This is a genomic window from Flavobacterium longum, assembly GCF_965137575.1.
Classification (GTDB): domain Bacteria; phylum Bacteroidota; class Bacteroidia; order Flavobacteriales; family Flavobacteriaceae; genus Flavobacterium; species Flavobacterium longum.
In genome coordinates, this window is record NZ_CBCRZJ010000007.1 from 144233 (window position 1) to 170892 (window position 26660).

27 protein-coding genes are annotated in these 26660 nt (G+C 48.8%); 5 read left to right on the top strand and 22 right to left on the bottom strand.

What is annotated here, in order from left to right:
* Nucleotides 1–11: 11 nt before the first annotated feature.
* From ACM9J1_RS12595 to ACM9J1_RS12645, 11 genes are all read right to left on the bottom strand, one after another.
* On the bottom strand, nucleotides 12–368 hold the full coding sequence (locus ACM9J1_RS12595; RefSeq protein WP_415582409.1) for a hypothetical protein: 357 nt from the start codon (nucleotides 366–368) through the stop codon (nucleotides 12–14).
* Nucleotides 368–1066 (bottom strand): hypothetical protein, encoded by a 699-nt coding sequence (locus tag ACM9J1_RS12600; protein WP_415582410.1) that lies wholly within the window; start codon nucleotides 1064–1066, stop codon nucleotides 368–370. The genes ACM9J1_RS12595 and ACM9J1_RS12600 overlap by 1 nt, the downstream gene beginning before the upstream one ends.
* Nucleotides 1067–1117: 51 nt before the next feature.
* Nucleotides 1118–1864: a tetratricopeptide repeat protein gene (locus ACM9J1_RS12605; protein WP_415582411.1), complete on the bottom strand. Its 747-nt coding sequence runs from the start codon at nucleotides 1862–1864 to the stop codon at nucleotides 1118–1120.
* Nucleotides 1861–2313 carry a GNAT family N-acetyltransferase gene (locus ACM9J1_RS12610; RefSeq protein WP_415582412.1) on the bottom strand — a complete coding sequence of 151 codons (453 nt, stop codon included), beginning with the start codon at nucleotides 2311–2313 and terminating at the stop codon, nucleotides 1861–1863. Before ACM9J1_RS12610 ends, ACM9J1_RS12605 begins: the two co-directional genes overlap by 4 nt.
* Entirely contained in the window at nucleotides 2313–4070 is a 1758-nt protein-coding gene (locus tag ACM9J1_RS12615; protein ID WP_415582413.1) for a BatD family protein, read from the bottom strand. The genes ACM9J1_RS12610 and ACM9J1_RS12615 overlap by 1 nt, the downstream gene beginning before the upstream one ends.
* 43 nt (nucleotides 4071–4113) lie before the next feature.
* Nucleotides 4114–4854 carry a tetratricopeptide repeat protein gene (locus ACM9J1_RS12620; protein WP_415582414.1) on the bottom strand — a complete coding sequence of 247 codons (741 nt, stop codon included), beginning with the start codon at nucleotides 4852–4854 and terminating at the stop codon, nucleotides 4114–4116.
* Nucleotides 4851–5891 carry a vWA domain-containing protein gene (locus tag ACM9J1_RS12625; RefSeq protein ID WP_415582416.1) on the bottom strand — a complete coding sequence of 347 codons (1041 nt, stop codon included), beginning with the start codon at nucleotides 5889–5891 and terminating at the stop codon, nucleotides 4851–4853. The genes ACM9J1_RS12620 and ACM9J1_RS12625 overlap by 4 nt, the downstream gene beginning before the upstream one ends.
* Nucleotide 5892: 1 nt before the next feature.
* Nucleotides 5893–6903 (bottom strand): vWA domain-containing protein, encoded by a 1011-nt coding sequence (locus tag ACM9J1_RS12630; RefSeq protein WP_415582417.1) that lies wholly within the window; start codon nucleotides 6901–6903, stop codon nucleotides 5893–5895.
* Nucleotides 6900–8513 carry a hypothetical protein gene (locus tag ACM9J1_RS12635; protein ID WP_415582418.1) on the bottom strand — a complete coding sequence of 538 codons (1614 nt, stop codon included), beginning with the start codon at nucleotides 8511–8513 and terminating at the stop codon, nucleotides 6900–6902. Before ACM9J1_RS12635 ends, ACM9J1_RS12630 begins: the two co-directional genes overlap by 4 nt.
* Nucleotides 8510–9379: a DUF58 domain-containing protein gene (locus ACM9J1_RS12640; RefSeq protein ID WP_415582419.1), complete on the bottom strand. Its 870-nt coding sequence runs from the start codon at nucleotides 9377–9379 to the stop codon at nucleotides 8510–8512. Before ACM9J1_RS12640 ends, ACM9J1_RS12635 begins: the two co-directional genes overlap by 4 nt.
* Before the next feature lie 85 nt (nucleotides 9380–9464).
* Nucleotides 9465–10469 carry an AAA family ATPase gene (locus ACM9J1_RS12645; RefSeq protein WP_415582420.1) on the bottom strand — a complete coding sequence of 335 codons (1005 nt, stop codon included), beginning with the start codon at nucleotides 10467–10469 and terminating at the stop codon, nucleotides 9465–9467.
* 158 nt (nucleotides 10470–10627) lie between these two features.
* On the opposite strand from ACM9J1_RS12645, the gene ACM9J1_RS12650 reads away from it, so the two are divergent.
* From ACM9J1_RS12650 to ACM9J1_RS12660, 3 genes are all read left to right on the top strand, one after another.
* A complete protein-coding gene (locus ACM9J1_RS12650; RefSeq protein WP_415582450.1) occupies nucleotides 10628–11500 on the top strand; it encodes an aldo/keto reductase in 873 nt (290 codons plus the stop codon).
* Between the two features lie 52 nt (nucleotides 11501–11552).
* A complete protein-coding gene (locus tag ACM9J1_RS12655) occupies nucleotides 11553–12302 on the top strand; it encodes an SDR family NAD(P)-dependent oxidoreductase (protein WP_415582421.1) in 750 nt (249 codons plus the stop codon).
* Nucleotides 12303–12464: 162 nt separating this feature from the next.
* Nucleotides 12465–13625 (top strand): ATP-binding protein, encoded by a 1161-nt coding sequence (locus ACM9J1_RS12660; protein ID WP_415582422.1) that lies wholly within the window; start codon nucleotides 12465–12467, stop codon nucleotides 13623–13625.
* Nucleotides 13626–13730: 105 nt separating this feature from the next.
* Here the strand turns inward: ACM9J1_RS12660 and ACM9J1_RS12665 are convergent, their stop codons facing one another.
* The 4 genes from ACM9J1_RS12665 to ACM9J1_RS12680 all read right to left on the bottom strand — a co-directional run bounded on the left by ACM9J1_RS12665 (nucleotide 13731) and on the right by ACM9J1_RS12680 (nucleotide 16570).
* Nucleotides 13731–14117, bottom strand: a complete 387-nt coding sequence (locus ACM9J1_RS12665) for a hypothetical protein (RefSeq protein WP_415582423.1) — start codon at nucleotides 14115–14117, stop codon at nucleotides 13731–13733.
* 24 nt (nucleotides 14118–14141) lie between these two features.
* A complete protein-coding gene (locus ACM9J1_RS12670) occupies nucleotides 14142–15251 on the bottom strand; it encodes a hypothetical protein (protein ID WP_415582424.1) in 1110 nt (369 codons plus the stop codon).
* A 26-nt stretch (nucleotides 15252–15277) separates the two neighbouring features.
* Nucleotides 15278–15745 (bottom strand): hypothetical protein, encoded by a 468-nt coding sequence (locus tag ACM9J1_RS12675; protein ID WP_415582425.1) that lies wholly within the window; start codon nucleotides 15743–15745, stop codon nucleotides 15278–15280.
* Nucleotides 15746–15853: 108 nt separating this feature from the next.
* Nucleotides 15854–16570 (bottom strand): response regulator, encoded by a 717-nt coding sequence (locus tag ACM9J1_RS12680; protein ID WP_415582427.1) that lies wholly within the window; start codon nucleotides 16568–16570, stop codon nucleotides 15854–15856.
* Between the two features lie 141 nt (nucleotides 16571–16711).
* On the opposite strand from ACM9J1_RS12680, the gene ACM9J1_RS12685 reads away from it, so the two are divergent.
* Both ACM9J1_RS12685 and ACM9J1_RS12690 read left to right on the top strand, forming a co-directional pair.
* Entirely contained in the window at nucleotides 16712–17440 is a 729-nt protein-coding gene (locus ACM9J1_RS12685) for a metallophosphoesterase family protein (RefSeq protein WP_415582428.1), read from the top strand.
* Between the two features lies 1 nt (nucleotide 17441).
* The gene (locus ACM9J1_RS12690; RefSeq protein WP_415582429.1) at nucleotides 17442–17963 is read left to right on the top strand and encodes a DUF3575 domain-containing protein; all 522 of its coding nucleotides are present in this window, start codon (nucleotides 17442–17444) and stop codon (nucleotides 17961–17963) included.
* 1 nt (nucleotide 17964) lies between these two features.
* Here the strand turns inward: ACM9J1_RS12690 and ACM9J1_RS12695 are convergent, their stop codons facing one another.
* From ACM9J1_RS12695 to ACM9J1_RS12725, 7 genes are all read right to left on the bottom strand, one after another.
* Nucleotides 17965–18321 (bottom strand): peptidase associated/transthyretin-like domain-containing protein, encoded by a 357-nt coding sequence (locus ACM9J1_RS12695; RefSeq protein WP_415582430.1) that lies wholly within the window; start codon nucleotides 18319–18321, stop codon nucleotides 17965–17967.
* A 68-nt stretch (nucleotides 18322–18389) separates the two neighbouring features.
* On the bottom strand, nucleotides 18390–19943 hold the full coding sequence (gene amaB, locus ACM9J1_RS12700; RefSeq protein WP_415582431.1) for an L-piperidine-6-carboxylate dehydrogenase: 1554 nt from the start codon (nucleotides 19941–19943) through the stop codon (nucleotides 18390–18392).
* 228 nt (nucleotides 19944–20171) lie between these two features.
* Nucleotides 20172–22697, bottom strand: a complete 2526-nt coding sequence (locus tag ACM9J1_RS12705) for a T9SS type A sorting domain-containing protein (RefSeq protein WP_415582432.1) — start codon at nucleotides 22695–22697, stop codon at nucleotides 20172–20174.
* A gap of 209 nt (nucleotides 22698–22906) precedes the next feature.
* Complete coding sequence (locus tag ACM9J1_RS12710; RefSeq protein WP_415582433.1) at nucleotides 22907–23077, bottom strand: hypothetical protein; 171 nt, start codon at nucleotides 23075–23077, stop codon at nucleotides 22907–22909.
* A gap of 116 nt (nucleotides 23078–23193) precedes the next feature.
* Nucleotides 23194–23943, bottom strand: a complete 750-nt coding sequence (locus ACM9J1_RS12715) for a LytR/AlgR family response regulator transcription factor (protein ID WP_415582434.1) — start codon at nucleotides 23941–23943, stop codon at nucleotides 23194–23196.
* Nucleotide 23944: 1 nt separating this feature from the next.
* On the bottom strand, nucleotides 23945–25924 hold the full coding sequence (locus ACM9J1_RS12720; RefSeq protein WP_415582436.1) for a tetratricopeptide repeat-containing sensor histidine kinase: 1980 nt from the start codon (nucleotides 25922–25924) through the stop codon (nucleotides 23945–23947).
* A 102-nt stretch (nucleotides 25925–26026) separates the two neighbouring features.
* On the bottom strand, nucleotides 26027–26557 hold the full coding sequence (locus ACM9J1_RS12725; RefSeq protein WP_415582437.1) for a 3-hydroxyanthranilate 3,4-dioxygenase: 531 nt from the start codon (nucleotides 26555–26557) through the stop codon (nucleotides 26027–26029).
* Nucleotides 26558–26660: the final 103 nt, after the last annotated feature.

Here is a 26660-nt window from a genome sequence, read left to right on the forward strand (position 1 = left end):
AAACCTGTGATTTAATCGATGTAATTCCGCTCGAGGAAATAGTGTACGATGGCTTCCTTCATGAGTACGGATTGCTCTCCGGCCTTAAGCGCTGGCAATTGTTCCTTGACGTTGTAATGCGGCCAGCCGTCTTTGTCGAAATGATCGAATTCGTAGTACCCATAAGGCTCAAGCAGTCTGCAAATGGCGATGTGCATCAGGTTGACTTTCTCGTCCTTCTTGAATTTCTGTTTCAATTGCCCGAGTTCCTGCACGCCCACCAGATAAATGATGCGCTCCAGATCCAGGTCTTCGCCTTGCGAGAATTGGTCAGACAATTTGGAGACGACGCGCTCCCAGCGTTCTTTGAGTTGTATATCGCGTGACATTATTGGTATTCGATTGTGTAGGTGATGGCGATCACGTTATCGGACATGCGCCGCGCCTTAATCTGCGTCGGGTAATTGTCATCGTTGTAAACCATTTCAAAGGTGTAACTGTATTGCGGCAACAGTTCTTGGCTAGCGGTATTGTAAACTTTTTTGGATAGGCACACATTTTCACTTTGGGTCATTAAGCCCCAAAATTCCGAACAGCCATGGTTTTTCCAGGTGATTGGCATGCTTCGAAATGGGTTAAACTGCGGGCCATAGGTAAACTCAAACGTTCGCCCGCTCGAAAATACTTTTTTAGTTAAGTTGCCGTTCGCCCAATAAAATTCTGTTTGTCCGGCTGTAGCAAGTTCACCGGCGTTATAGGTAATCTCGCTGGTTGTTACATCGCCGAAGCCATTCGTAGAAGTGATTAATGCCGGCCATCCATTTTCATAACTGATGTCATGCGAATAGCCCATATCAGAATTGTTTTCCCAGTGAACCAAGTTTTGACCGTCGTAAACGAAATTCGCGGAAACGCCATTTTGCAGGTGATAACTTGTCAACAGCCCATTTTCGTAGGTAAAAACGGGAACATCAAGAGCGGCCAATTCGTCATCTACAATGGTAATTTCCTTCACCTTTAAATCGATAGGTAAATTTTCCTCGTCGGAATTGCAGCCCGAAAGCACTCCGACAATTGTCAATAGCATTAAAGATAGTTTCTTCACCTTTTTTTTACCAAATATAAGAAATGTCGAAAACTATTTTACCTCTTTAATCGCGCTACTTTCCATCCAACCCGTCGCGCCGTCGGGCAATTCCACCTTTCGCCAGTTCTCGAGCGATTCTAAGACATAGACCTTCGTTCCTTCGTGCAACACGACTTCATCCGCCGCCGATGATTTGGGTTCGCCCTTCACCGGTGCCGCGGCAGCGAAAACGATGGCCGGCCGTTCAGATTCGTATCGGTCTTTCTCGAATATCGCGGCAAAAACACTCAGCAGGATCACCAATGCTAAGGCAATCATCCCGAAAAAAAACAGCCTTTTCACCAATGTTTGGCCCGAAAAATAATAGCCGCAGAAAAACAGCAGAAACCCGATGGCACAAGAAACAGCCAACCAAGCCCAGCCGTTATAACTGAATGCGGACGTGAAATCCGAAACGATTTTCCGGAACCCGACTTTGGGCACTTCCTTGACCTCATCAATCATCATTTTGTGCGCAAACCTCAGGTTGGTTTTGATGTCTGGATCGGTTGGGGCGAGCAACAAAGCTTTTTCGTAGTTGTAGATCGCAGGCGCAACTTTGTTCAATTTATAGTAGGCATTGCCCAAGTTGAAATACAATTCCGCGGAATGTTTCTTCGTCTTCAACACGTTTTCATAAGCGGTCACGGCCTCGGCATATTGCTCTTTCCGATACAGCGCGTTGCCTTTCTCGAACCCGTTTTGGGCCGACAGCAACGAGGCGAACAACAACAGGAAATACAACAGATTCTTTCTCATGGCTTCAACATTTTTTTCATGCAGACGCTGCTTTCGACGCCGATATATTGTCCGTAATTTGGCGTCCTTTCATAGCCCGATTTGCCATAAAGCGCAATGGCAGCGGTCATTTTGTTGCCGGTTTCTAGAATCGCTTCCGTATAGCCGCTTTCTGCAGCCCATTGCTCCAATTCTTCGAGCACCATTGCAGCGAAACCTTTTCCACGGTTGGCTTCGCGGGTAAACATGCGCTTGATTTCGGCCACGCCCGGTTCATATTCCTTGAACGCGCCGCAACTTACCGCCTGCTCGCCGTCATACAAAACAACGACATGCTTGATGCTGTCGATTTTGTTGTATTGCGCAAAGAACGGCGCTTCATCGCCATCGATGATTTTTAGCCCAGCGTCCAGCAGTTGTACCAACGCCTGAAAATCGTTGTTGTTTGAGTTGGTTCTTTCGACGCGCATCACAATTGTTTTTCGAGTTCGTTGATGACTTGTTCCGCGCGGCCAATATCGTCCTGCATGGCGGTGTCGCTCGATGGCGCGTAACGGGCAAACTCGCAGCTTTCCATCAGGCCAATGAACGCATTTACGGTGTCTGCGCCCGCTTTCTGCAACAGGATTTCCCGGATGCGGTCTTTGCTCATCTCGGTGGTTTCGATATGCAACTTGGCTTTCAGGAAGTTGTGCATGGCCTTTTCCAGCGCGATATAAAATTGTTCTTTGTTCCCAATGTGTTTGCGCGCTTCCGACAGGTACTTTCGGGCCAGTTTGTTTGACATTTTGCGTTTGTTGCCCACGACATCGCGGTCTATCGCTTCTTTTTTCCGACGCGCCGCAATGACCAGCGGAATGCACAAAAAGGGCAACAGCATCATGGCCACGAATCCGCCCGAACCAAAGAAATCGTCCCGATTTGTCGAGGCAAGCGCGGTCTTGAGCTTGATGAACTTGAACTGTTCGGTTCCGTTGATTTTGGCTTTCGGCTGTGCGGCCACCGCACGGTCGTCTTCATCCGATGCTGCCGGGCCGTCCAAGACGTTGAGCATGATTTCGGGCGACGTGATGGTTTTGTACCGGCCCGACGACAAGTCAAAATAACTGAAACTCATGGCCTGAATCGGGTATTTGCCTTTGTATTGCGGAACAATGGTGTATGTGTCAGAAATTTTCCCCGTCATGCCGGAAAGCGGCGTGGTCACATTTTCCTTGTGCACCGGATCGTACATTTCCAGCGACGAAGGCACGGTAGGTTTCGGCAAATTGAAGAGCTTCAAGTTTCCTGTTCCGGCTACGCTGACGACCAATTCCACGGATTCGCCACTCTTGACATTGGTTTTCGACGGCGTAACCTTAAAGTCAAACCGGCCGACGGCACCCGAGAAATCATCAGGTTTTCCGGCCTCCGGAAGCGCTTTCACCGCGATGGTTCTGGCGCCAGCCGATACACGTCGGTTGTCTCGGGCCATGATCGGCTGCCCAAAGAATCGCCGTTGTGTCGGGATTTCCATGTCCAGATCGATCGTGAGCGGTTCAATTTCCAACTTGCCCGATTTCTGCGGATACAAGACCGTTTTCTTCAACACCGCAACCAAGCAGCGTTTTCCGTTAAACGTGGTTTCTTCTGCGCTCGGTTTCTTGATTTCGATGTTCTGGCTCCAGAAGTCGTTGTATTTCGGTTTCTCCAATTCGCGGTATTCCCGGATCATGACGCCGTAATCAAAATACAATTTGTACACGACGGTAATCGGTTCATTCACATACGGGTTGGTTTTGGACACTTCCGCCACTAGTGTTAAGGCTTCCTCCATCCGTTGCTTCACCGGCTGGCTGGCATCGTTGGCATCGCGCGGATGTTCTACGGCTTCGGTGATGTTTACGGTAATCGGATCTGTCTTGTAGATTTTCCCGTTGATATCGATGCTCGCCGACTTGATGGTAATTTTCCCTTTTCGGGCGGGCGTCAAAAAGTACGAATACGTTTTGTTGAATGAACCGCGCCCGTTCACATAATCGATTTTCACCGATTGGAACGGCCCGGCCGACACCTTGAATCCTTCAAATGACGGCGGCACGAAATTGTCGCCATCGCCATTCATGGAAAAGTCGATCCTGAGCTTTTCATTCAGGGCGAGCGACGTCTTGTTCACCTTGGCCTCGAACTGGGTTTGGGCGACAACCGCCTGAAACGCTAAGAATAATATGAATGTGAATTTTTTCATTCGTGGGGAAATCTTGTTTCCGTTGTCAAATTAAATCAATTTCTTACCAATCCTTGTCGGTCTGCACCGGCGGCGCCTGCTCACGCTTGGCATTTACGCGGTCCTGCACTTTCTTTTCTTCATTGTCCACGGCCTTGAGCAAACTTTCCAAGCGCTGTTTCGGAATTCCGCCGGGCGCCGGTTTGGGCGGTTGCGGCTTTTGATCCTGTCCGCCTTTTGGCTGCGGTTGATTCTGGCCCTGATCTTTGTTTTGATCTTGCTTTTGTTGCTGTTGCTGTTGTTTTTGCTGTTGCTGCTGATCCTTTTTGTCCTTGTCTTTGTCTTTTTTGTCCTTCGGCGGCGGATTGTCTTTCAGGAACTTCTTGGCCAAGGCGTAATTGTAGCGTGTTTCCTCGTCGTCTGGATTGTTGCGCAACGCGCTCTTGTAGGCGTCAACCGCTTCCTGGTATTTCTTTTCGGCCATGTAAATGTTGCCGAGGTTGTGGAATGCCCGGTGTTTTTCGAAATAAGACTTGGCCGTTTCGATTGTTTTCTTGTATTGTCTCTTGGCTTCCTCGATTTGCTTCTGCCGGTAAATCGCGTTGCCGAGATTGAACAGTGACGCGGCTTTTTCAGGGTTTTTGGACGACGACACGCGATAGTCTGCTTCGGCTTCGGCGTATTTCTTTTCAGCGTATTCACGGTTGCCTTTCGGCAGGTCTTTGTCTTTCTTCGGTTCTTTTTGCTCCTGCGCCCAGACCATGCATGAAACCGCCAGCAAACCGTATGTGAGCCACTTTTTCATGATGTCTTTTCGTTAAACAGGTTCAACTTTTGCAACCACGCCGTTTTGCGTTCGAGGAAAAACACATCGAGCAGCAACAGCGCCATTGCAATCCCTAAAAACCACTGGAATTGCGACTCGAAATTGGCCATCTGCGTGCTTTCGAATTCGGTCTTCTCGATTTTCTCCAACGATTTGCGAAGGTATTCCGTCACTTCCTTGGAACTTCCGCCGTACACGTAACCGCCGCCCGCGCTTTCGCCAATGGTTTTGAGCGATTCCTTGTTGAGTTTCGTGACCACGACTTCGTCCGAACGGTCGCGTTGAAAACCTTGCACCGTACCGTTCTTCCTGAGCGGAATCGGGCCGCCTTTGGCTGTACCCAAACCTATGGTGATGATTTTCACGCCGGCCTTTTTGGCTTCCTCGGCCGCATCTTCTGCACCTTCGGAATGGTCTTCACCGTCAGAAAGCATCACGATGAGCTTGCTGGTTTTGCTGTCTTTGTCGAAGAATTCGGTCGACATCTTGATGGCATCGTCCAAGGCCGTGCCTTGCGAGGAAACCATACCAGTACTGATGCTTTGCAAATACATTTTCGCCGCGCCGTAGTCTGAGGTGATCGGCAAAATCTTGAAGGCGCTTCCGGCATAAACCACAATCCCGACGCGGTCGCCGGCCAGCGAATTGATGATTTGCGAGACCATTTGCTTGCTTTTTTCCAAACGGTTCGGCGAGACGTCTTCGCACAACATACTCTTGGATACGTCGATGGCAAATACGATGTCAATGCCTTCCCGCTTAACGGTTTCCATCTTGGTGCCGATGCGCGGATTGGCCAGTGCGATGATCAGGCTTGCCAGCGCCAATACTACGACGGTGAACTTGAGGATGTGCTTGAACAGCGATTGCTCCGGGCTGAGTTTTCTCACCAAAGCAATGTCGCCGAATTCGCGTTGTTTCTTGCGTTTCCAATACAAATTGAAAAGGAATACCAACACGAGCACCGGTACGATGCCAAGCAGCCACAAGTATTTTATTTCGTCTATTTCGTACATGTCAAATAAAACTGCGGAAAATGGTGTTTCTCAATCCTACTTCAATCAGCAACAACACACCGGCGGCCACGGCAAAAATCCTGAACTTCTCGTCGTAGTCGTAAAACCGCAACTCCTCTATTTCGGTAGTTTCGAGCTTGTTGATCTCTTCATAAATCGCGGCCAATTTGGTGTTGCTCGTCGCGCGAAAATATTTTCCGTCGGTATTCTTGGCGATACTTTTCATCAAATCCTGGTCGATTTCTACCGGCATCAAACGGAAAATGAAATCACCATTGGGCGCAATTGCGTATGGAAACTCTGCGTTGCCATTGGTTCCGATGCCTATCGTATATACTTTAATACCATATTCTTTTGCAATTTCCGAAGCCGTTTCCGGTTCAATCGTTCCGGAGTTATTAACGCCATCGGTCAGCAGGATGATGATCTTACTCTTGGCTTTGCTGTCTTTCAAACGGTTCACGGCGGTGGCCAATCCCATCCCGATGGCCGTTCCGTCCCGCAGCGCGCTGCCGTCATATTTGATTTCTGAAATCGCCTTTTCGACGATGGCTTTGTCACTGGTGACCGGCGTTTTCGTATAGGCTTCGCCGGCATACACTACAATCCCGATGCGGTCGTTCGGGCGGCCTTCCACAAATGCTTTTGCTACTTTCTTGAGCGCGGACATACGATTCGGCTTGAGGTCGCGGGCCAGCATACTGCTCGATACGTCTATGGCCATGACGATGTCGATGCCTTTTGTGGATTTGGTTTTGCTGCTGACGTTCACCGTTCGCGGACGTGCCATCGCAACAATGAGCAGCGCCAAGGCCAGCATCCGCAAGATGAAAAGCGATGCATATATCTTCGCCCAAAATGTGGTTTGAAACCCAGACAGCGAACTCATCTTTAAAGTAGCGTTTTGCTGGTTCCGTTTCCAGACATGCCAAGCGATGGCCACCGGAATGAGCAACAACAGCCACAAGAGTTGCGGGTGCAGGAACGTAATATTTTTATAGAATTCCGTCATGGCGATGTCTTGATTTCGACCGAGTCAAAAACCTTCTCGACCATTTTAATGGCATTCTGGTCGTCGGCCTGGTAGATCATGAGCAATTGTACGACGCCCGTGCCTTGGGTAAAGGTGAGCAGATCGTAATTCATGAAATAACTTTCCTTGGTTTCCGGGTTGGTGAGCTTCATGGAGCCGAACGTTTTCATGCCTTTTTGGCCCGCCGGCAACTCGTACTCATCGCTCTTCAAGGATATATTCTTGGCTTTGAAATCCTTTTCGAACCTTGAGGCGATGGCTTCGACGGTTTCGTCGAGCAGCTTGTCGGTTTTGGCCGAATCTGCTATGCGGCTCGTGGTGAGCATCACCGAAAAGGCATCGGTGTATTTGCCATACGTGAACTTTTGCTCGTCGGTAAAAATGGCTTTGTCGGCATCGTGCGACTGGCGCGTCAATACTGCCGGTGTTTTGACGATGACCGACGGATCGCCGTATTCGGACGCAACCCATTCGCCTTCGAGCAATTCCTTGGTTGGGTCGCCTTTAACCAGATTGCGGACGTAATCGAACCCTTTCGTCACGATCAGTCCAATGAAAAACGCAAAGACAATCATCACGACAAATGCAGTGACGTTGAGGATTTTCTGTCTTTTCTGTTTGCGCAGCTTTTCCAGTCGCGCTTGTTCGTTGATGGCCTCCAGGTCTTCTTCGTCGGTTTCTTCCGGAATGGCACTGTCGATCTTGACGATGGCCGTTCCAATCTTTTTTCGGTCTTCGGCAATCTCAAAATCGAGCGGCTTGGATTTCGCGAATTTCACCAAATCGGCTTGGCGCAATACCGCTTCTAGATTTTCGACCGTTTCCGGCGAGAGCTTCATATTCTTTTTGCATGCCGCCAGGCGAAGCGCCGCAATGAGTTCGGCCGTGGTGCTTTCCATGGCTGGAATGTGCACGGCTTCTTCAATGTAGGTACGGGCAATGTCCGTCAACTCAGAATAGTAGGCTTTGATTTCGCCTTGTTCGAGCAGGTGTTTTTGTTCGAGCTGCTCCAATAATGTATTCGCTTTTTCAATTGGCGTTTTGAATACTTCCTCGGCCTGCTTGTTTTTTTTCTTCCGCGTGATGAGTTTCCAGATGCCCAGCCCGATAAAAACCAGCGCCACCCAACCGATGAGCCAATACAGCCATTTGGCCGACCAATTTGTGTCGCCTTCCGCAATCACATCCTTGATATCGTAGAGTTTCTGCTTGAGTGTATCGACCTTGACGTCGGACACTTCCACTTTGATGCTGTCCGTGTCGAATTGCTTTTTACCTATGACGACTTTCAAGCTCGGAATGACATAACGGCCCGAATCAAACTGCGTCAATCCATATTTCTTGATCAGCTCATAACGGTTGTTGGCCTTGACCGTATCGATGTCGTAATCGCGGATCACTTCCAGCCTTCCGAAGTTCTGGCCCTTCGGGAAGACGACGACCGTATTGGTATCGGCAATTGCTTTGATGGTGAGATTGAATTGCGCCCCGATTTTATTCCTGGTGGTATCAATTTGGGTCGTGACCGGACGTTGCGCCATGACGCCCAAGGAGAACAACAAGAACAATATGCATATTTTCCTGGTCATGCGCGTGATTTGAAATAACCCAGCAATTTGGTGACGTAGCTTTCATCGACACGCGTGTTGACCGTGCCCGCGCCGCATTTGCTGAAGGTTTCCTTGAAATATTTGAGTTTGTCCTGATACTGTTTTTCGTAATTCATACGCACCGACTTGGCGCCGGTATTTACCATCATGATTTGGCCGGTTTCGGCGTCGCGCATGTGCACCATGCCCAGATTCGGGATGCTTTCCTCGCGGAAATCATACACACGTATGCCGGTAATGTCATGTTTTTTAGATGCAATTTTTAGTGTAGTTTCGTAATTATCATCTGTGATAAAGTCAGAAATAGTGAAGACAATTGCTTTCTTTTTCATGACCGATGACAGAAACTTCAATGCCTGGGAAATATTGGTTTTCCTACTCTTGGGCTCGAATTCTATCAACTCGCGGATGATGCGCAACACGTGCGACTTTCCTTTCTTAGGCGGAATGTACAATTCGATTTCATCGGAAAACAAAATGAGCCCGATTTTGTCGTTGTTCTGCGTCGCCGAAAAAGCCATGGTGGCTGCAATTTCCGTAGCGATTTCGCTTTTCATCTGGCTTCGGCTCCCAAAGCTTTCCGAACCGCTGACATCGACCATTAAAATCATGGTGAGTTCGCGTTCTTCCTCAAAAACCTTGACATAAGGCTCGTTGTAGCGCGCCGTGACGTTCCAGTCTATCGCCCGGACATCGTCCCCGAACTGATACTGCCGGACTTCGCTAAAGGTCATGCCGCGTCCTTTAAAAGACGTGTGGTATTCGCCCGAAAAGATGTGATCGCTCAATCTTCGGGTCTTGATCTCTATTTTGCGGACTTTCTTGAGAAGTTCTTTGGTATCCATTGCTTTGGGTTCAAGGTTAAAGGCTCAAGGTTCAAGGTTAGTTGGGCCACAACTTTAAAACGTTGAACGTTGAACTTTAAACTTCTTATGGAACTTCGACTTCGTTGACGATTTTGTTGATGATGTCTACCGAGGTGACGTTCTCGGCTTCGGCTTCGTAAGTCACGCCGATCCGGTGACGCAGCACATCATGAACAACGGCGCGCACATCTTCAGGAATGACGTAGCCGCGGCGCTTGATGAATGCGTAACATTTGGCGGCATTAGCCAAGTTGATGGAACCACGCGGCGAGGCACCGAAACTGATGAGTGGCTTGAGGTTGGCGAGTTTGTATTTCTCCGGGAAACGCGTCGCGAAAATGATGTCCAGGATATATTTTTCGATTTTCTCGTCCATGTAAACCTCGCGGACAACTTCCTGCGCCTTGAGGATTTGTTCTATGGACACGACCGGATTCACTTTTTCGCCGCCGCCTTTTAAGTTCTGGCGGATGACCAATCTTTCCTCATCCATTTTTGGATAGTCGATTACCGTCTTGAGCATGAAACGATCTACTTGGGCTTCCGGCAACGGATACGTTCCTTCCTGCTCTATCGGATTCTGCGTAGCCAGGACGAGAAACGGTTTGTCTAGTTTAAAGGACGTGTCGCCGATGGTGACTTGCTTTTCCTGCATGGCTTCGAGCAATGCGGATTGCACTTTCGCCGGGGCGCGGTTGATCTCGTCGGCGAGGACGAAATTGGCGAAGATCGGGCCTTTCTTGATAGAGAATTCGTTTGCTTTGATGTTATAGATCATCGTACCGACAACGTCTGCCGGGAGCAAATCTGGAGTAAATTGGATGCGGCTGAACGACCCGTGAACGGCCTGCGACAGCGTGTTGATGGCAAGTGTCTTGGCCAGTCCCGGAACGCCTTCCAGCAGAATGTGCCCTTGGCCCAGAAGCCCGATGAGCAAACGCTCTGTCATGTGTTTTTGACCCACGATGACTTTGTTCATTTCCATCATCAAAAGGTCTATGAACGCACTTTCCCTTTCTATCTTTTCATTGATGGCCCGGATGTCTAATCCAGTGGCGGTTTCTTCCATAATTTTAAGGTTTTTGTTCTCGGGTTTTTAAGACGGTGCAAATTGAAAATTAATTCAGTCTGCGGATGTTAACAGACCGTTAAAAAACTTTGGAAGTCCTTTTATTTAAGGATGATTTATGATAGAGTTTTCATATTTTTAGAAAATCTAAACGACCTATTTTGAAAACTACTTTTTCGCCCATTATTGCGGGTGTGATGACATGGGGCGCGTGGGGCAGAAACCTCGACGGACCAGAAATGATTAAACTGATGGAAAGCTGCCTGGAAAATGGCATCGACACGTTTGACCATGCAGACATTTACGGCGGTTACACGACCGAAGCGGCTTTCGGAGATGCATTTGCGGATAGCGGCATCAGCCGCAGCCAGGTGAAACTGATCTCGAAGTGCGGCATCCAATATCCGTCGGAAAAAAGGCCGCTTCCGATAAAACATTACCAATATTCAAAAGATTACATCATCTGGTCGGTCAACGAGTCGCTCAAAAACCTCAGGACTGATTATCTCGACTTGCTGTTGCTGCACCGGCCGAGCCCGCTGATGAAAAGCGCCGAGATTGCCGAAGCGGTAACCGAACTCAAACGCGACGGCAAAATCCTTGATTTCGGGTTGTCGAACTTTACCCCGATACAGACCGAACTGATCCAGCAACACACGCTGGTCTCCTACAACCAAATCCAATTTTCGCTCACGCACCACAGCGCCATGACCGATGGCACGCTGGACGACATGCAATTGCGCAATGTAAGGCCGATGGCGTGGAACCCGCTGGGTACAGTATATAGGGAAGACATTGAACAGACACAGCGTATCCGGAATCTGCTCGGGCAGCTGGAAGCCAAATATGGCGTGCCGGGCGAAGTCATCTTGTTTGCGTGGATATTGAAACATCCGGCGAAAATATTGCCCGTGTGCGGCACGACAAGGCCGGAGCGCATCAAAGAAATGATGAAAGCGACCACGCTTGAGTTGGAAACCGAAGATTGGTTTGCGTTATGGGTAGAAAGCCGCGGCAGTAAAGTACCGTAGCTGGCAATTGTGAATTGTGAATTGTGAATTGTGAATTTTAAATTATAAATTTTTGAAGACTGCATTAATAACTGGTGCAACCAGCGGTATAGGAAGGTCGACAGCATTTGCCCTGGCTGAAAAAAATTTCAAACTCGTCATTTGTGGGCGGCGCGAAGACCGACTGGAAACCTTACGTGCGGAATTGGCCGAGCAAACGCAAGTTCACACCTTGACTTTTGATGTGCGTGACAAAGATGCCGTTTTTGGCGCCATTGCCGGTTTGCCCGACGACTTTCGCCAGATTGACGTTTTGGTGAACAATGCCGGCAACGCGCATGGCCTTTCACCTATTGAATCTGGTGACTTAGACGATTGGGATGCGATGATAGACAGTAACGTGAAAGGTTTGTTGTATGTATCGAAGGCGATTATTCCGGGAATGGCCGAGCGAAGATCTGGGCACATCATTAACATTGGGTCGATTGCCGGTAAAGAGGTATACGCGAATGGCAACGTGTATTGCGCCAGCAAGTTCGCCGTGGATGCGTTGAGCCAAGGCATGCGGATAGACTTGAACCAATACGGGATTCGGGTGGGCCAAATCAATCCAGGCATGGTGGAAACGGAATTCTCGCAGGTACGCTTCAAAGGCGACGATGCGCGTGCGGCCAATGTTTATAAAGGTTTACAACCGCTGACGCCCGAAGATATTGCCGAGGTGATCACTTTCATGGTGACACGCCCGGCGCATGTGAACCTCGCCGATGTAATGGTGTTACCGACTGCGCAGGCGAGTGCGACGATTGTAAAAAGAACGTAAGCTGGCGGTGACCGCGTTAGGGATGGCAGCGGAAATCCTTTGAGACCTCAAAGGTTTTCGAAACCTTTGAGGTCTAAAGATTGTAGCGTACAGCCCGACGGCGGCCCTTGTCAACATGTTCGATAATATCCCGGCCCAACGACGCCGGAACGCCCAAAACCTATGATCAACAAACGCCTTTTGATTAAAAACCTGCTCGCGCACAACGACGAGAACAGTTTTTATGACAAAAAGCGGCAGTTGAATATGCATACCAAGGAAGGCAAAGGCAAATTCCTGAAGCACATTTGCGCGCTTTCTAACTCCAACCAGACGAACAATTCCTACATTGTTGTGGGCGTGGAAGACCATGACAATGCGATTGTGGGCGACGATTTCTTTGACGACAGCCGCATCCAGAACTTGGTGAACGCGTTTTTGGACAATCCGCCGAAAATCCAGTATGAAAACGTGCCGTTCCCAAACCTGCCGAAAGGGAAAGTCGTGGGTTTGGTGACGGTAAAGCCCAATGGCAAGATTTCTTCCTTTAAGAAAAGTATACACAACATTCCGTACAGTGCGGTGTTTTTCAGACGCGGCAGTAATTCGCTTCCCGTAGACAGCATGGCCGATTTGAACGCGCTCAAATCGAACCTGAACAACAATACCGAAACCGTTATTTCTATCGAGAACAACTCGCGCAACAGCATTGCGCACACCTTGGACGGCGTGATGGACTTCATGAATGTACGCCACAAAGACATCGGGCCACGGTATAAGGTCTTCAAGGAATTGTTCGTGATTTGCTGGGCTGGCGTCCCGAAGAAAATACGGGAACATACTTTTTTGTCGCGCGTTGATATTGAATTGATCAATGAGCAGGTGAAACTTTTCTATTCGGCGCTGGACGTGGTCGAAATCAAGTACAACCAGAACAGTTTTACGATTGTGGAATACGTGCCATTGGGCTTGAACGACAAAACCAGCTACTATCCGCTGGAAAAGCTGACCATCAATTTCCACGACAACGGTTATTATAAGATAGACCGGGAGATGTTGTTCGAACCGCCGCAGTTCAACAAGAAAGTCTTGCATCACATCTATAACAGCATGTTGTCTGTGCTCACGAAATTGCAGAAAGGACTGTCGCTGACTGAGCGAGAATTGGCCGACCTTGAAAACCTACCTTCAACGCTCATGCTGTGCCACCTCAACGGCTTTGAGGACGCGAAACAAAAACTGATTGACGCCAAACCGCTGTTGAAATCTTCGGGTACGCCGGCGTATCTGGCCTTTAAGGAAGCGATGCGGATTTTGAGGAAGATGAAATACGATACACAATAAAAAACGGCGGCCAGTGGCCGCCGTTTCCGGCTTAACGCCCTTGGAAAAATGGCCCCAAATTCCATTTCCCCATTGAGTTGTCGTGGCGTAGAGAATAGCGTTAAGCTAGTTTGGCTTCACGGTAATGGTCGTGGCCGCATCGAACCGGTATTCGCCGCGCTTGTAAATTTCCTTGCTCGGCAAAACGATTTCGTAGGTGTAAACGCCGACCGGTAAATCCAGCAGGCATTCTTTTCCGTCAGTAGGAATGACCATTGTTTTTAATACTGCCGTTCCGTCGGCGCCAGTGGTGGAAAGGTTGAGTGTAATTTTGTCTGTAAGTTTGTTACGGACGCATATTTTCTCAATCATGCCATTGGTCGGCGCGTTGGGCTTGTCTTTTAATATGGTCAATCCAGTTACCAGTAATTCCCCGCCCTTGATGATCTTATCCAGGTTCTTTTGGGAGTACACAGATAGGGAGAGCAGGCAGCACATTAAGGCCGTCTTCATTTTTTGTTTTTCAAAAACTTAAAACTAACGTCGTGGCGCGGTTATGACGTGCAATCCGGACCAATCCGATGAATCATTTAGCAACGCTTTCATTTCACAAATATTCTTCTGGCTTATCGCCTTGCCATTTACCGATACTATTTCATCGCCTACTTGATACTCGGTATCAAAATTCCGGTAAGAAATAATCAATCCGTCATTGTGAACATCCGCTAACAGACGTGGCTTCATGGCGATCGAAAACGATTTCCCGGTCAAGGCCTGCGCATCTCTCGCACGGCAATATACTTTACCGTTACGCCGGTCAAACACCCAGTCAAACTTAGATATCAGGGCTTTGTTGAGAATGCTTCGCTCTGAAGTCTGATCAACGCCGATGGGAAAATCAAATGACAAGCCGGGCAAGTTGAACCGTGCATTGTTGATTTGCATCTCGATTTTGACTGGAGTATTCCCAATAGTGTTAGTCAGTGAGCTAATCGTGTACTCGCCTTTTTCAAAACCGGAAAAAACTTTCCTATTCAACATCGTCATGGTTTTATTTCCCGTATCGAAAAGAAAAAAATCTTCGGTGCCGTTAACGTTTAGACGAATGTACACCTTTCCGGTGTAGTCGCTGAATTTCGCTTCAAGCGGCATCCAATCTCCTTCGGGCAAACGTTCGGTGAACTGCAAATAGCCCTCAGAATAGTTCAATTCAAGCATTGCATCGGATTCATAAAAGCTCCCCAAAATTCCATCAGTCTTAACGCTCCCATCGCACAGGTTCCGCCGGTAAGGTGAAACGTACAAATACTTGTGGGTCACTTTGAACATGCTTGTTTGCATACTGTCGGCTGAATAATTGAAACTTTCAATCTTTGTTTTCTTGTCAAAACCGTAAACTGATTTTTCCCGAATCTTCTTCTTCTGGTCAACCGTGAATTTTGGACGATACAGCAAGGTAATACCCGCTCCAGTGTCGAAAAACAACTCATGAGATATGCCGTTAATCGAGACCGAAACAAACTCTCGGTTGTCATCGGAAAAATAAACTTTCCGGTTGATAAAATTCTGCGTCTCTTCTGCCATCCTGGCTTTGTACTCAGCGCAGGACATCAAGAAAATCGGAATGAGAAAAATCAGTTTCTTCATTAATGTTGTTTTAAGTTTATTGATGCTTATTCGTCAGGCCAAAGATCCACGTTGATGTCGTTATCCGGAATAAATATATCCGCGGCGACATTAATAACCGTGTTGATGAGAATTTGCCACCATTTTTTCTTGTCCGAGTAAACAGTGTTTGGCGTCCCTTGATTCTTTGGACTTTTAGCAAGATCTACGGCAAACCGCGACAACGACGAATTGTCTCCTTTCAAAATGTCACAGTCTGCCGTTCCGGCACTAACATAACCATAGACTTTTCGCAGAAACTCGTCTTGAGATGGAACGGTTGGCGACGGAATCGCCAATGCCCTTACAAAATCGTTGTACGTCTGTCCTTTAGTGTAAAACGCTTTCGATACGTTTACAACCGATACCATCTGCGCTCCAAGTAAATTCTTTTTTGCAGTTTCGGACAGGGTTTGTCCGAATGACAGTGTCGTGGCGAATAATAAGACCATCAGGCCTCCTATCAACTTTTTCATGATTTCTAAAATAATTGGTTAAACTTTACTTTTAAATCTCCGGTGATTCAATGTGGTAAAATTAAACCGGGCCACCTTGCCGGGCCTGCGGTTTTCCCGCATCTGTTGTTAAATAAATCCGCGGTTGCGGGCCTCGCGCACGATATCTTCATCGGTGGCTTTCTCCAGACAGAAATAATCCTTGACTTGCGCCTTGCGCTTTTCGATGGCACTAAGTGACAAGTGCAAATAGGCGGGCATGTTCTTCGTCCGGATGCCTTTGGCCAACAACGCGATGATTTGGCGGTTGAAACTGTCCAGATACATTTCCTTGGACAACAATTCCTTGATGCTTCGGTTGACCGTTTCACTATAATAAGTCCCGTTGTTGCGCACCGTCTCGAAAGCAACCAGCAGTTCGTCGCCGTTAAAATCGCTCTTTACGAGCAGCCCGGCCGGTTCAATGGTTTTAGCGATATGGTACAATTTGAACGCTTCGCAATGTGAGGTCAGGATGACAACCTTGGCCGCGGGCATGCTTTTGCGGATCATCTTGGCCAAATCAGCGCCCGTAAAAATGCCCCTGTCCGGAAGCGGCGGCATATTTTCATCCAGGAAAATCATGTCGAAAAATTGCACGTCGCGCTTCAGGATGCGATAGGCATCTTCAAAGCAGAAACACGAAGTGGCTTCTATTTCGAGACTGGAATCATTATACGACAAAATGGCTTTGTAGCCTTCTATTTGCGACGGATGGTCATCGATCATCAGGATGCGGACACGTCTCTCTCGGGCAAATTCAGGAATCCGCCCACGGTTTCTTTTGGATGATTGTGCGGTTAACATGTTTTCTATTGTTTTGGTAACTAAAACTACCTTAGCGCTTTAAGTCGTCGTTACGGATTTTCCGTAATAATTGTTAATTTTGCCGCCCATAAGTGTCAGGCATTTTTTTGCAGCCTTGCCATCATTTTGTAGTTTTAGCGTATGAACAGGACTTTGGTTATTGGTGACATCCACGGCGGCCTTCGCGCACTGACACAGCTTTTCGATCGGGCGCAGGTGACGGTTTCCGACAAACTGATTTTCTTGGGCGATTATGTGGACAGTTGGAGCGAATCCCCGCAAACACTCGACTTCCTTATTGCGCTTTCCCAAACACACGATTGCATTTTCATCCGTGGGAACCATGATGCGCTGCTGTTGCAGTGGCTACTCGGCCAGGACAATTTAATGTGGCACCAACACGGCGGACTGGCCACGATGCTGTCCTATACCGATATCGGGAACGATGTCAAGTCACGCCACATCAACTTTCTCGAAAATCTGCAAGATTATTATCTCGACGACCAAAACCGATTGTTCGTACATGCGGGTTTCACCAACCAACACGGCGTGGCGCACGAATATTATCCGAAGCTGCTGTACTGGGACCGAACCTTATGGGAAACCGCCGTCGCGCTCGACCAAAGCCTCACGCCAAACGATGTCAATTACCCGAAACGGTTCCAGCAATACCATGAAATATTCATCGGTCATACGCCGGTGACCAAAATAAACGAAAGCGTTCCGTTGCAGCGTGCCAACATCTGGAACATCGATACCGGAGCCGGATTTGCCGGAAGGCTTTCAATGATGGACGTAAACACCAAAAACATCTGGCAGAGCGATCCTTTGCCGGCGCTTTATCCGGGCGAAACCGGGCGAAACAAATAAGATGAAAAAGACAATTTTTGTATTGCTGGCGTGCTGCGGTATGCTTCACGCACAGACCAACAAACACGAAATCAAGTGGAATGTTTTGAACACCATTACACTGGCATCGGTGGAAGTGGGTTACGAATATTTCCTGGACAAGTCGCAATCGGTAGGCGTGGAATTGCTATTGAACGACAGCTTCAACATGTCATGGAATAGACAGGCAAAAGATTTCAAGACCAACAGCATCCAGCTGTCCTATAACTTCTACACCGGAAAATCTGACGACGCTTCAGGTTTGGTTATTACGCCGATCGCGAAATTCCGATTTGGCACCTATCAGGAAACCGACAGCAGCGTAGAGGTTGACATGGATAGTTTTATTTTGGGCATCGGCATGGGTTACAAATGGAACATGAGCGACAAATTCACGTTTGGGCCGTACGGGATGATTGGCCGTAATTTCAGCGAAGAAGTCCGCGAAACCTTTGACAATCCTGTAGAATTCAACGTCGGTTTTGGCGTAGGATACAGGTTCTGAGTTACTCCGGTTGCAACGCTACCGCCCGATTGGTGGTGAGCGAATGACAGCCCGGTTTGAACACCGCCACGTTATCTTCGGTATAGGTCTGATAGCCTGCCTTGCTCACGGTAAGGGTGTAGCTGCCTTGTTGGTCATAAAGCCCAAGGAAGTAACCGTCAACCGCCGTGAGATTTCCCGTAAATGCGCCTTCCTGAACTTGCACGCTCACGCCGTCTGTGAGCACGTTGCTGGTAATGGCGTCGGTGACGATGACTTTAAGGCCAGCCACTTCCGGGCCGTCGCAGGGCGCTTGATCGTCAACGTCATCGCCGCAGGACAAAAGTAAAAACAAGGAAAATAAGGCAAGGTATTTCATGGCTTTTGGGTTTATCCAAAGATATAGAAAATAAAAAAACCGCCTCGTGTGAAGCGGTTTTTTTAGTCTTACAAATCAAACTTGATGCCTTGTGCGAGCGGTAGGTTTGTCGTGTAATTGATGGTATTGGTCTGCCTGCGCATGTAGATTTTCCAGGCATCTGAACCCGATTCGCGTCCGCCGCCGGTTTCTTTCTCACCGCCGAAAGCACCGCCGATTTCGGCTCCCGAAGTTCCGATGTTTACGTTGGCGATGCCGCAATCTGAGCCAGCCACCGAAAGGAATTTTTCGGCTTCGCGTAAATTGTTGGTCATGATGGCCGAAGACAATCCTTGCGCCACGCCGTTCTGTATGTCGATGGCGTTTTCTACATCGCCTGAATATTTCAAAAGATACAATACCGGTGCGAATGTTTCGTGTTGCACGATGGCCATGTCATTGCTCGCTTCGGCGATGGCGGGTTTCACATAGCAACCGCTTTCGTAGCCTTCGCCCGAAAGTACGCCGCCTTGCACGATGATTTTTCCGCCCTGCGTCACGACTTCTTCCAACGCTTTGTTGTATTGTTCGACGGCATGGGTATCAATCAGCGGCCCGACGTGGTTGTTTTGGTCGAGCGGGTTGCCGATGCGCAACTGCCCGTATGCGCCAACGATGGCGTCTTTCACTTTATCGTAAATGCTTTCGTGGATGATGAGCCTGCGGGTTGACGTACAACGCTGGCCGGCCGTTCCTACCGCGCCGAAAACCGCGCCGATAACGGTCATTTTAATGTCGGCGTCCGGGGTAACGATGATGGCGTTGTTGCCACCCAATTCGAGCAATGATTTGCCCAAACGTTTGGCCACGTCCTGCGCCACGAGTTTGCCCATGCGGGTTGAACCGGTAGCCGAAACCAATGGTACGCGCGTGTCGGCGGTCATCAATTGGCCGATTTTATAATCGCCGTTGACCAGACACGAAATGCCTTCCGGCAAGTTGTTTTCCTTCAAGACCTCAGCGATGATGTTCTGGCACGCGATGCCGCACAAAGGTGTTTTCTCGGATGGCTTCCAAATGCAGACGTCGCCGCAGATCCAAGCCAAAGCGGTGTTCCAAGACCAAACGGCTACCGGGAAGTTGAACGCCGAGATAATCCCGACGATGCCCAGCGGATGGTATTGCTCGTACATGCGGTGTCCTGGCCTTTCAGAGTGCATGGTCAAACCGTGCAATTGGCGCGACAAGCCTACCGCGAAATCGCAGATGTCAATCATTTCCTGGACTTCACCATAACCTTCCTGGAGCGATTTGCCCATTTCATACGAAACGAGCTTGCCCAACGCTTCCTTGTGGACACGCAATTTCTCTCCGAACTGACGCACGATTTCACCGCGTTTTGGCGCCGGCATCAAACGGAACGTCTTGAAGGCTTCCTCGGCCGCTTTCATTGCTTTTTCATAATCGGCTGCGGTGGACATCCGGACTTTGCCGATGAGTTGGCCGTCGACCGGCGAATATGATTCAAGAATGTCGCCCGAGGCGAAATTGACCTGCCCGGTTGATGTGCCGTCGTTAATGTCTTTGATGCCAAGTTGTTGGAGCGCTTCTGCAATGCCGAAGTTATCTGTAAGGGTTTGCATATGTTGTATTTTAAATTTCTGGCGCAAAGATAGTTTGATTAATTGATAATTGACAATGTATGACGTAGAATTACAGGCGAGCACTGCGGCCTAGCCCTGATGGCAGCGGCATCCTTTTGCTTTTTTCTTTAAAAAGCAAAAGATACAGCGCACAGCAGGTTCCCGGCTTCCATAAAAAAATCCCAAGTTCCTAAGAACCCGGGATTTTTCAGCTACCTACCAAAAAAATTATTGCTTTACTATCTTCAAGGTTTTGATGGCATCGCCGGCCATTACTTTTACGATGTACGTTCCAGGCGCGAGTTGCGACACGTCTATGGAACCTTCGTTGGCGTCAATCTTTATGGCGATGACTTCCTGGCCCAGCAAATTGTAGATGCTTGCCGTTGAAATCTTCGATGTGAACGCGATTTGAAGCTGGTCTTTGACTGGGTTTGGATAGACTTTCATGGTTTCTGAGACTTCCAATTCGTCGGTCTCCAAAGCATTTGTCGGGCACGCAATCTGGACCATGTTCGGGTTCAACGCATTTGGCCCGATGCCCATTTGCCCCTGCGGACTCCAGCCAGCGGTGAAGGCATTGCCGTTGGTTTTCAGATAAATGCCGTATCGGTCTCCGCCGCCCGCTTCGGTCCAATCATTTGCGAAACCGATGCGAACCGGCGTAGGACGGAAATTGTTGTCTCCGGTGCCCAATTGCCCTTGGGTGTTTGATCCCCAACCCCAAAGTGAGCCGTCTGTGCGGATGGCCGTGCCGAAGCCCATACCGAACTGCACTTTAGCCCATATGGATACGCTGCCGATTTGCGTAGGCGACAGCACGTTGCTCGTGGTACCGAAACCGAGGCGGCCGTCTGTGTTGAATCCCCAAGCCCAAAGCGTGCCGTCGGTCTTGATGCCGTAGCTCGCGCCTTGGTTGGCCTCGACGTACTTCCATGAAGCCGTTCCGATTTGCGTCGGCGTATAGACAACAGTCGTGGATGTGTTTCCGATGCCTACCGAGCCGTTGTTGTTCCAGCCCCAAGCCCACAAAGTATTGTTCGTCCTGATGGCAAGCGTCGTAGCGCCGCTGGTAGAGACTTCTTTGTATGTGGCGGTGCCTATTTGCGTTGGGACCAAGAATGTATGGAAATCTCCGAAACCGAGGACGCCGCTACCCCACACCCATAATGTCCCGTCGGTTTTGATGGCAATCGACATTTGTTGACCCACAGCGATTTTAGACCAATTGGTAGCTGTGCCCACTTGCGTGGGAACCATCGCATCCGTCGTCGAGTTGATCCCGAGTTGCCCGTTGCCATTTTCTCCCCAGGCCCAAAGGGTGCCATCGGCTTTCAATGCCAAGCTGTGGAATGAAGATGCCGCGACCGCTACCCAATTGTTGGCCGTACCGATGCGTTGCGGCGTATTTTTATTTCCTGTAACACCAAGCCCCAATTGATATGTATCGTTCAATCCCCAGGCCCAAAGCGAGCCATCGGCTTTGATGGCAAGCGTGTGGTTGTCGCCATTAGACATTTTCGCGAAGCATGGCGGCGGAACTGGTGTGTTGAAGAAACCACCTTCAACCCATTGGCTTTGGCTGTTGCCACAGTTGGCGGCGAGCCACCAATAATAGTCGGAATTCGGGTTAAGATCGTTTATGGTGATGGAGTTCGTAGTCGTGTAGTAAGGCGTGCCGCCCAAATCAGGTGAATTGTTGATCATCACGGTATAGCCGGCTGGCGCAGGCGATGGAGCCGTCCAGCTGAAAGAAGCCGATGTTGATGTAATCGTGCCGACCGTCAAATTAGATGGCATATTACAAGTTCCGGAAGCGATGGCCATTTTCACCAAGCCGCCCTCGAACGTGCCTACCCAAATCAGGTTCGAGCTGACCACTTCAAGACAACTGGTGTATTCAAAGCTGGCGTTTGGTACAGCCGGAAAATAAGCTGCACAATCGGTGAAATTCTGCAAGCCGCCGCTTTCACATTCGCGGGAATAGGCAATCCAGAGTTTGTTGTTCTGGTCTGTATCCATACCGCCGAACTGACAATCGAGCATGCACGAGTTCTGGTATTCTGCGCTGCCGGAAACGTCTTCATTGGTGTATTTCAAATAGCCCGCGCCGAAAGTCTGGACATACATATCGTTGCCAACGATGCGGCGGATGCGGTCGGCCTGATCGCCGATGATCGAAAACGTGGTGCCGCTCAATTTCCCCAAAATGCCTTCATTGGTGTAGTATACCGTACTGCCGCTGGCGCCCACTGAACTCAGGAAGTTGCCTGTAATGCCCGAGTTTGACGTATTGTAAGTGGTCCAGATCGTGCCGTCGAACTTGACCAGGCCAACGCCCGTAGCCAACCAAACATTGTTGGATGCGTCTACGGTTACATCGTTGATGACGTTGGTCGGGATGCCGGAATTGTCCGTACGGTAATGCGTCCAGGTTGTGCCGTTGTACATGATCAGGCCGTTCTGCACGGTGGAAACCCATTTGCGGTTGAGCCCGTCGATGGCGATTTTGCGAAGCGCACCGATTTCAATGCCCGTGTTTTCAAAATTGTAGTTGGTGAACGTCGTGCCGTTAAAGCGGCTCAGGGCAAAATCTGTAGCGAGCCAAACGTTGCCGCTGCCATCAACCTCAAGGTCGTAAATATTGTTCGCGGCGATGCCCGAATTGGAAGTGTTGTACACCGTATAGCTGTAGTTTTGGGCTACGGCCGAAACGGTAAAAATCGTTAAAAGTAAAAGATAAAGTTTTTTCATAAAAAGTGATTAGTGGACAAAATGATGGTTGGTTTTAATCTGGCTAAAAACGGTATGGCCTGACAGTCAACGGATAAACAAAAAAATAAGTGTTTTCTTTCAATTTTTTTGGGTGCAAACATAGCCATTCCGCAGTTCGCTTGTTTGTTAAATCTTTACACCGTTCCATTTTTAACAGGCGCCGCCGCACAAATAAATGCAGGATAAAGTCATCGTTGTGGCTTTGTATTTCTCCCGTGCGACAATTCCCTTGACATGAACACCGCGTAACAATGTTGCGCGTTGCGTTGTACGATGAAACGGTTGCGCCATTGCAACCGTTGCCAGATCTTGGCAGGCATGGCGGCGAATCGGGTTAACATGTGGGTTGCGGTTTCCATTTGCGTACAATTACGATGCAATGATAAACCAATTAGGAAGGGCAATTTCGGTCAATGTACCAGCGTTGGTCTTTCGGATATTAACGTAAAGATTTTCCGGAAAACCGTTTTTGGCCTTACAGACGGTCGAGCAGGATCAGGAATTCGTCCTTTTTCCGGACCGATAGCGGAATGACCGTTTTGTTTTTCATCACGATGGTGTTGCCGCCTTCAGACTTGACGAAATGGTCAAAGTAGGCCATGTTGATCAAATGCGATTTGTGTGTCCGGAAGAAATGGTGCGGCGTGAGCAACGTATCGTATTCCTTGAGGTTCGTGGACACAATCAGGCTCGGCGCATTGATGAAATGAAATGTCGTGTAGTTCTTGTCGGATTCGCAATTGACGATGTCCTGGACATTGACCGAATAAATCTTGTCGAAGGTTTTCAGTACCAGTTTCTGCAGGTCTTTCGGGCGTTCGAGGTTGGCGAAAAGGTTGTTGAGTTTTGCCTCCAAAACATCGTTCCCGAGCGATTCTTCAGCCTTCGTGACCGCTTCAACCAAGTCTGCGGCGCGCAAAGGTTTGAGCAGGTAATCGATGGCCGAAAACCGAAACGCCCGGATCGCGAAATCTTCGTAACCGGTAATGAAAATGACCTTGAAGGAAAATGGTTTGAGTTTTTGCAGCAGATCGAAACCTGTACCGTCGGGCATTTCCACATCGAGGAATACCAGATCGGGCGCGACTTGCTTGATCAGCGCGAGGCCACTGGCAACAGAATCGGCCTGCCCAATAATGGAAACACTCGGGCAATTCGCCTTGATGATGGCCACGTTGTCTTTCCGGATGGCTTCGATATCGTCTATGATTACAGCGCGCAACATATTAGTTTTCGTAAATATAAGGGATTTCAAAACTTACTTTCGCGCCAACAACGTTTCCGTCCTGGTCTTGGAGATTGCTCGTATGCACCGCGAAATCCTGATTTTTCGTATAGCCGACAAGGCGTTCGCGTGTGATGTTCATCGCCATGGACTTGTGGTTTGACGCCGCTTTGTTGGCATCGAAACCTTTGCCGTTGTCGGTGACTTCAAAGCACAATTTCCCGGCGTCGAGGAAAAACCGAATGTCGATCATACCGTTTACGCCAGTATGGCTAAGGCCGTGTTTGATGGCATTCTCGATAAACGGCTGGGTCAGCATGGGCGGCAGGAAAATCGAGTCGGTTTCCAGATCGTCGGCCACTCGCACGGCATAATTGAATTTGTGGTTGTAGAGCAATTGCTGGATGCTCAAATAGTTTTTGACCATCGCCACTTCTTCGTCGAGCGAAATGTAATTCTCGTTTGAATTCTCTAGGATTTGTCGCGTCAGGACCGAAAATTCATCGAGGTATTTCACGGCATCGTCGTTTTTTTGCCGGTCAATGAGGTTGCGGATGTTCTGCACCGAATTGAAGATGAAATGCGGATTCATCTGGGTGATGAGCAATTTCTGCTTGATCTGGTTTTTCTCCAACGTTGCGATGGCCTGTTTCTGTTTGCTGTTGCGGTAATAGAAATACGCGCCGAGCAAAATCAGCAGCAAAACACCCGAAAGCGCGATGAGCCAGTTGCGTTGCGCGGCTTCTTTCTTCTCGGCATCGAGTTTCAGTTTCAGTTCTTTCTTCTCGAAATCGTACCGCAATTGCTGTTGCGCCATCGCATTCTTGGACGCTTCTATTTTGCTGGCATCGCCCAATTTCTGTTGCAACTGGAACATTTCCAGCGCGCGTTTGTAGTCTTTCCGGCGCAGACTGATGTCGTAAAGTTGCTTGCTGGCGTCGGTGAGCTGGAATCCTTCGTTGATGGTTTGCGCGATGGACAAGGCTTTCTCGGTATAAAAAGCGGCTTTGGATAAATCTTGCTTTTCGGCGTACAAACGGCCCATGGCCAAATTTCCGTGGAAGAACGCTTCTTCGGCCAAAATCGTGGTTTCGCTCGGCTGGAGCGCCAAGGCTTGGCGGAAGATGTTCTCGGCCTGATCCATTTCGGACCGTTCCAAATGCACCATGCCAATCCTGCAAAGGTTTTCGATCTCGAGCGTTGCATCGTTCATGCCTTTGATCAGTTGCTGCGACTGCTGGGAAAAACGCATCGCCTGCTCATAGTCTTTCATGCCGAAATACGCCTCGGCCATACGGCTGCGGGTTTTGCCCATGTGGTAGTCCACGTAGTTGTTCTTGTCATATTCCTGGTAACACTTGAGCGTCTTTTCGTAGTACTCGATGGCCTTTTCGAATTTTCCTTGTTTGAGATAGACATAAGCCAAAGAATAATAGGCGTAGGCAAAATCCTCGGCGTAGACTTCGTCTTTGTGGCTTTCAAAATACTTGAGCGCTTGGAACACATTCGGTATGGCTTCATCGTACCGCTTTAATTTCGTCAACAACGCCGCTTTGGAAATCATCGCGAAATGCATGTGCTTAAACTCTTTGGCTTCTTTGTGAAACGCAATGGATTTATCGAAATAGAACAAGCCTTTCTCATGGTCCGGTTTTTTGAAGTATTCCGAACCCAGCAGCGAATAATAGCTTCCGAGCCACATCGTATATTTCTTCTGCAACTTGGGCGCGTTGGTGCTTTTCTGTTGGTATTTTTTGTACGCCAGATCGCCCAAGACCTTAGATAGATAGTAGTAATTCTTGTCTGCACCGGTATAATACTGGTCGCGAAAAAGGGCAATCGTACGCAACCGCGTTGTGTCGTGAAGTTTCGGGTTCTTGAGCGCGGTAAGCAAGGAATCGATGCGGCTATCCTGTGCATACGACATCGAAAAAACAAAAAGCGGCCATAAGAACGCCGCCCACTTCAGTAATCTGGACATTGGGTAAGCTGTAGGTTATGCCGCCAAATATACGACGAACAAATTTCTAGTAGGCTAAAAGATTGTATACAAATTTAACGGCAGCTACAAAATCGAAGACCATCAGTCATCGGCCATAAATCGTGCATCGGCTGGCATGACGGTGCCGCACTCGTCACATGTCCTCAAATCCTTGGAGTTGTAGAAATGTTTGTAATGTGGCAGGAAATCCTTTTCGATGTCGTTCAATTCGAAATACACTTCGTGGAGTTTGTGGTTGCAATTTTCGCAGAACCAAAGTAAGCCGTCGGTAAAGCCTTTTCCCGCGCGCTTGCGCTCCACGACCAGCCCGATGGAACCTTCAGACCGCACCGGAGAATGTGGCACTTTGCCCGGATGCAAATACATGTCGCCGGCGTTAAGTGTCATTTCCTTTCGCGTGCCGTTTTCCTGGACCAAGACTGTTATCGAGCCTTCGAGTTGGTAGAACCATTCTTCGGTTTCATTGTAATGGTAGTCTTTCCGGGCGTTTGGGCCGGCCACGACCATGACGATATAATCCTCAGATTCAGGAAAAATATTTTTATTGCCTACGGGCGGCTTGAGCAGGTGACGGTTTTCGTCGAGCCATTTTTGGAAGTTGAAGGGTTTCATAGAAGTATGTCGAATGTCAGATGTCGAATGTCAGATGTCGAAGGACAATAGGCAATGGACAAATACTGTTAGTGGCTAAGTTAAGGAAATGCCTTTAATACGC

What these genes read in the sequence shown, in the direction of transcription:
- ACM9J1_RS12675 (WP_415582425.1), bottom strand. Translation starts at nt 15,745, where the DNA reads ATGAAAAAGTTGATAGGAGGCCTGATGGTCTTATTATTCGCCACGACA.
- ACM9J1_RS12615 (WP_415582413.1), bottom strand. Translation starts at nt 4,070, where the DNA reads ATGAAAAAATTCACATTCATATTATTCTTAGCGTTTCAGGCGGTTGTC.
- ACM9J1_RS12635 (WP_415582418.1), bottom strand. Translation starts at nt 8,513, where the DNA reads ATGACCAGGAAAATATGCATATTGTTCTTGTTGTTCTCCTTGGGCGTC.
- ACM9J1_RS12710 (WP_415582433.1), bottom strand. Translation starts at nt 23,077, where the DNA reads ATGGAAACCGCAACCCACATGTTAACCCGATTCGCCGCCATGCCTGCC.
- ACM9J1_RS12685 (WP_415582428.1), top strand. Translation starts at nt 16,712, where the DNA reads ATGAACAGGACTTTGGTTATTGGTGACATCCACGGCGGCCTTCGCGCA.
- ACM9J1_RS12670 (WP_415582424.1), bottom strand. Translation starts at nt 15,251, where the DNA reads ATGAAGAAACTGATTTTTCTCATTCCGATTTTCTTGATGTCCTGCGCT.
- ACM9J1_RS12625 (WP_415582416.1), bottom strand. Translation starts at nt 5,891, where the DNA reads ATGTACGAAATAGACGAAATAAAATACTTGTGGCTGCTTGGCATCGTA.
- amaB (WP_415582431.1), bottom strand. Translation starts at nt 19,943, where the DNA reads ATGCAAACCCTTACAGATAACTTCGGCATTGCAGAAGCGCTCCAACAA.
- ACM9J1_RS12605 (WP_415582411.1), bottom strand. Translation starts at nt 1,864, where the DNA reads ATGAGAAAGAATCTGTTGTATTTCCTGTTGTTGTTCGCCTCGTTGCTG.
- ACM9J1_RS12600 (WP_415582410.1), bottom strand. Translation starts at nt 1,066, where the DNA reads ATGCTATTGACAATTGTCGGAGTGCTTTCGGGCTGCAATTCCGACGAG.
- ACM9J1_RS12665 (WP_415582423.1), bottom strand. Translation starts at nt 14,117, where the DNA reads ATGAAGACGGCCTTAATGTGCTGCCTGCTCTCCCTATCTGTGTACTCC.
- ACM9J1_RS12695 (WP_415582430.1), bottom strand. Translation starts at nt 18,321, where the DNA reads ATGAAATACCTTGCCTTATTTTCCTTGTTTTTACTTTTGTCCTGCGGC.
- ACM9J1_RS12680 (WP_415582427.1), bottom strand. Translation starts at nt 16,570, where the DNA reads ATGTTAACCGCACAATCATCCAAAAGAAACCGTGGGCGGATTCCTGAA.
- ACM9J1_RS12715 (WP_415582434.1), bottom strand. Translation starts at nt 23,943, where the DNA reads ATGTTGCGCGCTGTAATCATAGACGATATCGAAGCCATCCGGAAAGAC.
- ACM9J1_RS12610 (WP_415582412.1), bottom strand. Translation starts at nt 2,313, where the DNA reads ATGCGCGTCGAAAGAACCAACTCAAACAACAACGATTTTCAGGCGTTG.
- ACM9J1_RS12645 (WP_415582420.1), bottom strand. Translation starts at nt 10,469, where the DNA reads ATGGAAGAAACCGCCACTGGATTAGACATCCGGGCCATCAATGAAAAG.
- ACM9J1_RS12690 (WP_415582429.1), top strand. Translation starts at nt 17,442, where the DNA reads ATGAAAAAGACAATTTTTGTATTGCTGGCGTGCTGCGGTATGCTTCAC.
- ACM9J1_RS12595 (WP_415582409.1), bottom strand. Translation starts at nt 368, where the DNA reads ATGTCACGCGATATACAACTCAAAGAACGCTGGGAGCGCGTCGTCTCC.
- ACM9J1_RS12705 (WP_415582432.1), bottom strand. Translation starts at nt 22,697, where the DNA reads ATGAAAAAACTTTATCTTTTACTTTTAACGATTTTTACCGTTTCGGCC.
- ACM9J1_RS12620 (WP_415582414.1), bottom strand. Translation starts at nt 4,854, where the DNA reads ATGAAAAAGTGGCTCACATACGGTTTGCTGGCGGTTTCATGCATGGTC.
- ACM9J1_RS12660 (WP_415582422.1), top strand. Translation starts at nt 12,465, where the DNA reads ATGATCAACAAACGCCTTTTGATTAAAAACCTGCTCGCGCACAACGAC.
- ACM9J1_RS12640 (WP_415582419.1), bottom strand. Translation starts at nt 9,379, where the DNA reads ATGGATACCAAAGAACTTCTCAAGAAAGTCCGCAAAATAGAGATCAAG.
- ACM9J1_RS12725 (WP_415582437.1), bottom strand. Translation starts at nt 26,557, where the DNA reads ATGAAACCCTTCAACTTCCAAAAATGGCTCGACGAAAACCGTCACCTG.
- ACM9J1_RS12720 (WP_415582436.1), bottom strand. Translation starts at nt 25,924, where the DNA reads ATGTCCAGATTACTGAAGTGGGCGGCGTTCTTATGGCCGCTTTTTGTT.
- ACM9J1_RS12630 (WP_415582417.1), bottom strand. Translation starts at nt 6,903, where the DNA reads ATGACGGAATTCTATAAAAATATTACGTTCCTGCACCCGCAACTCTTG.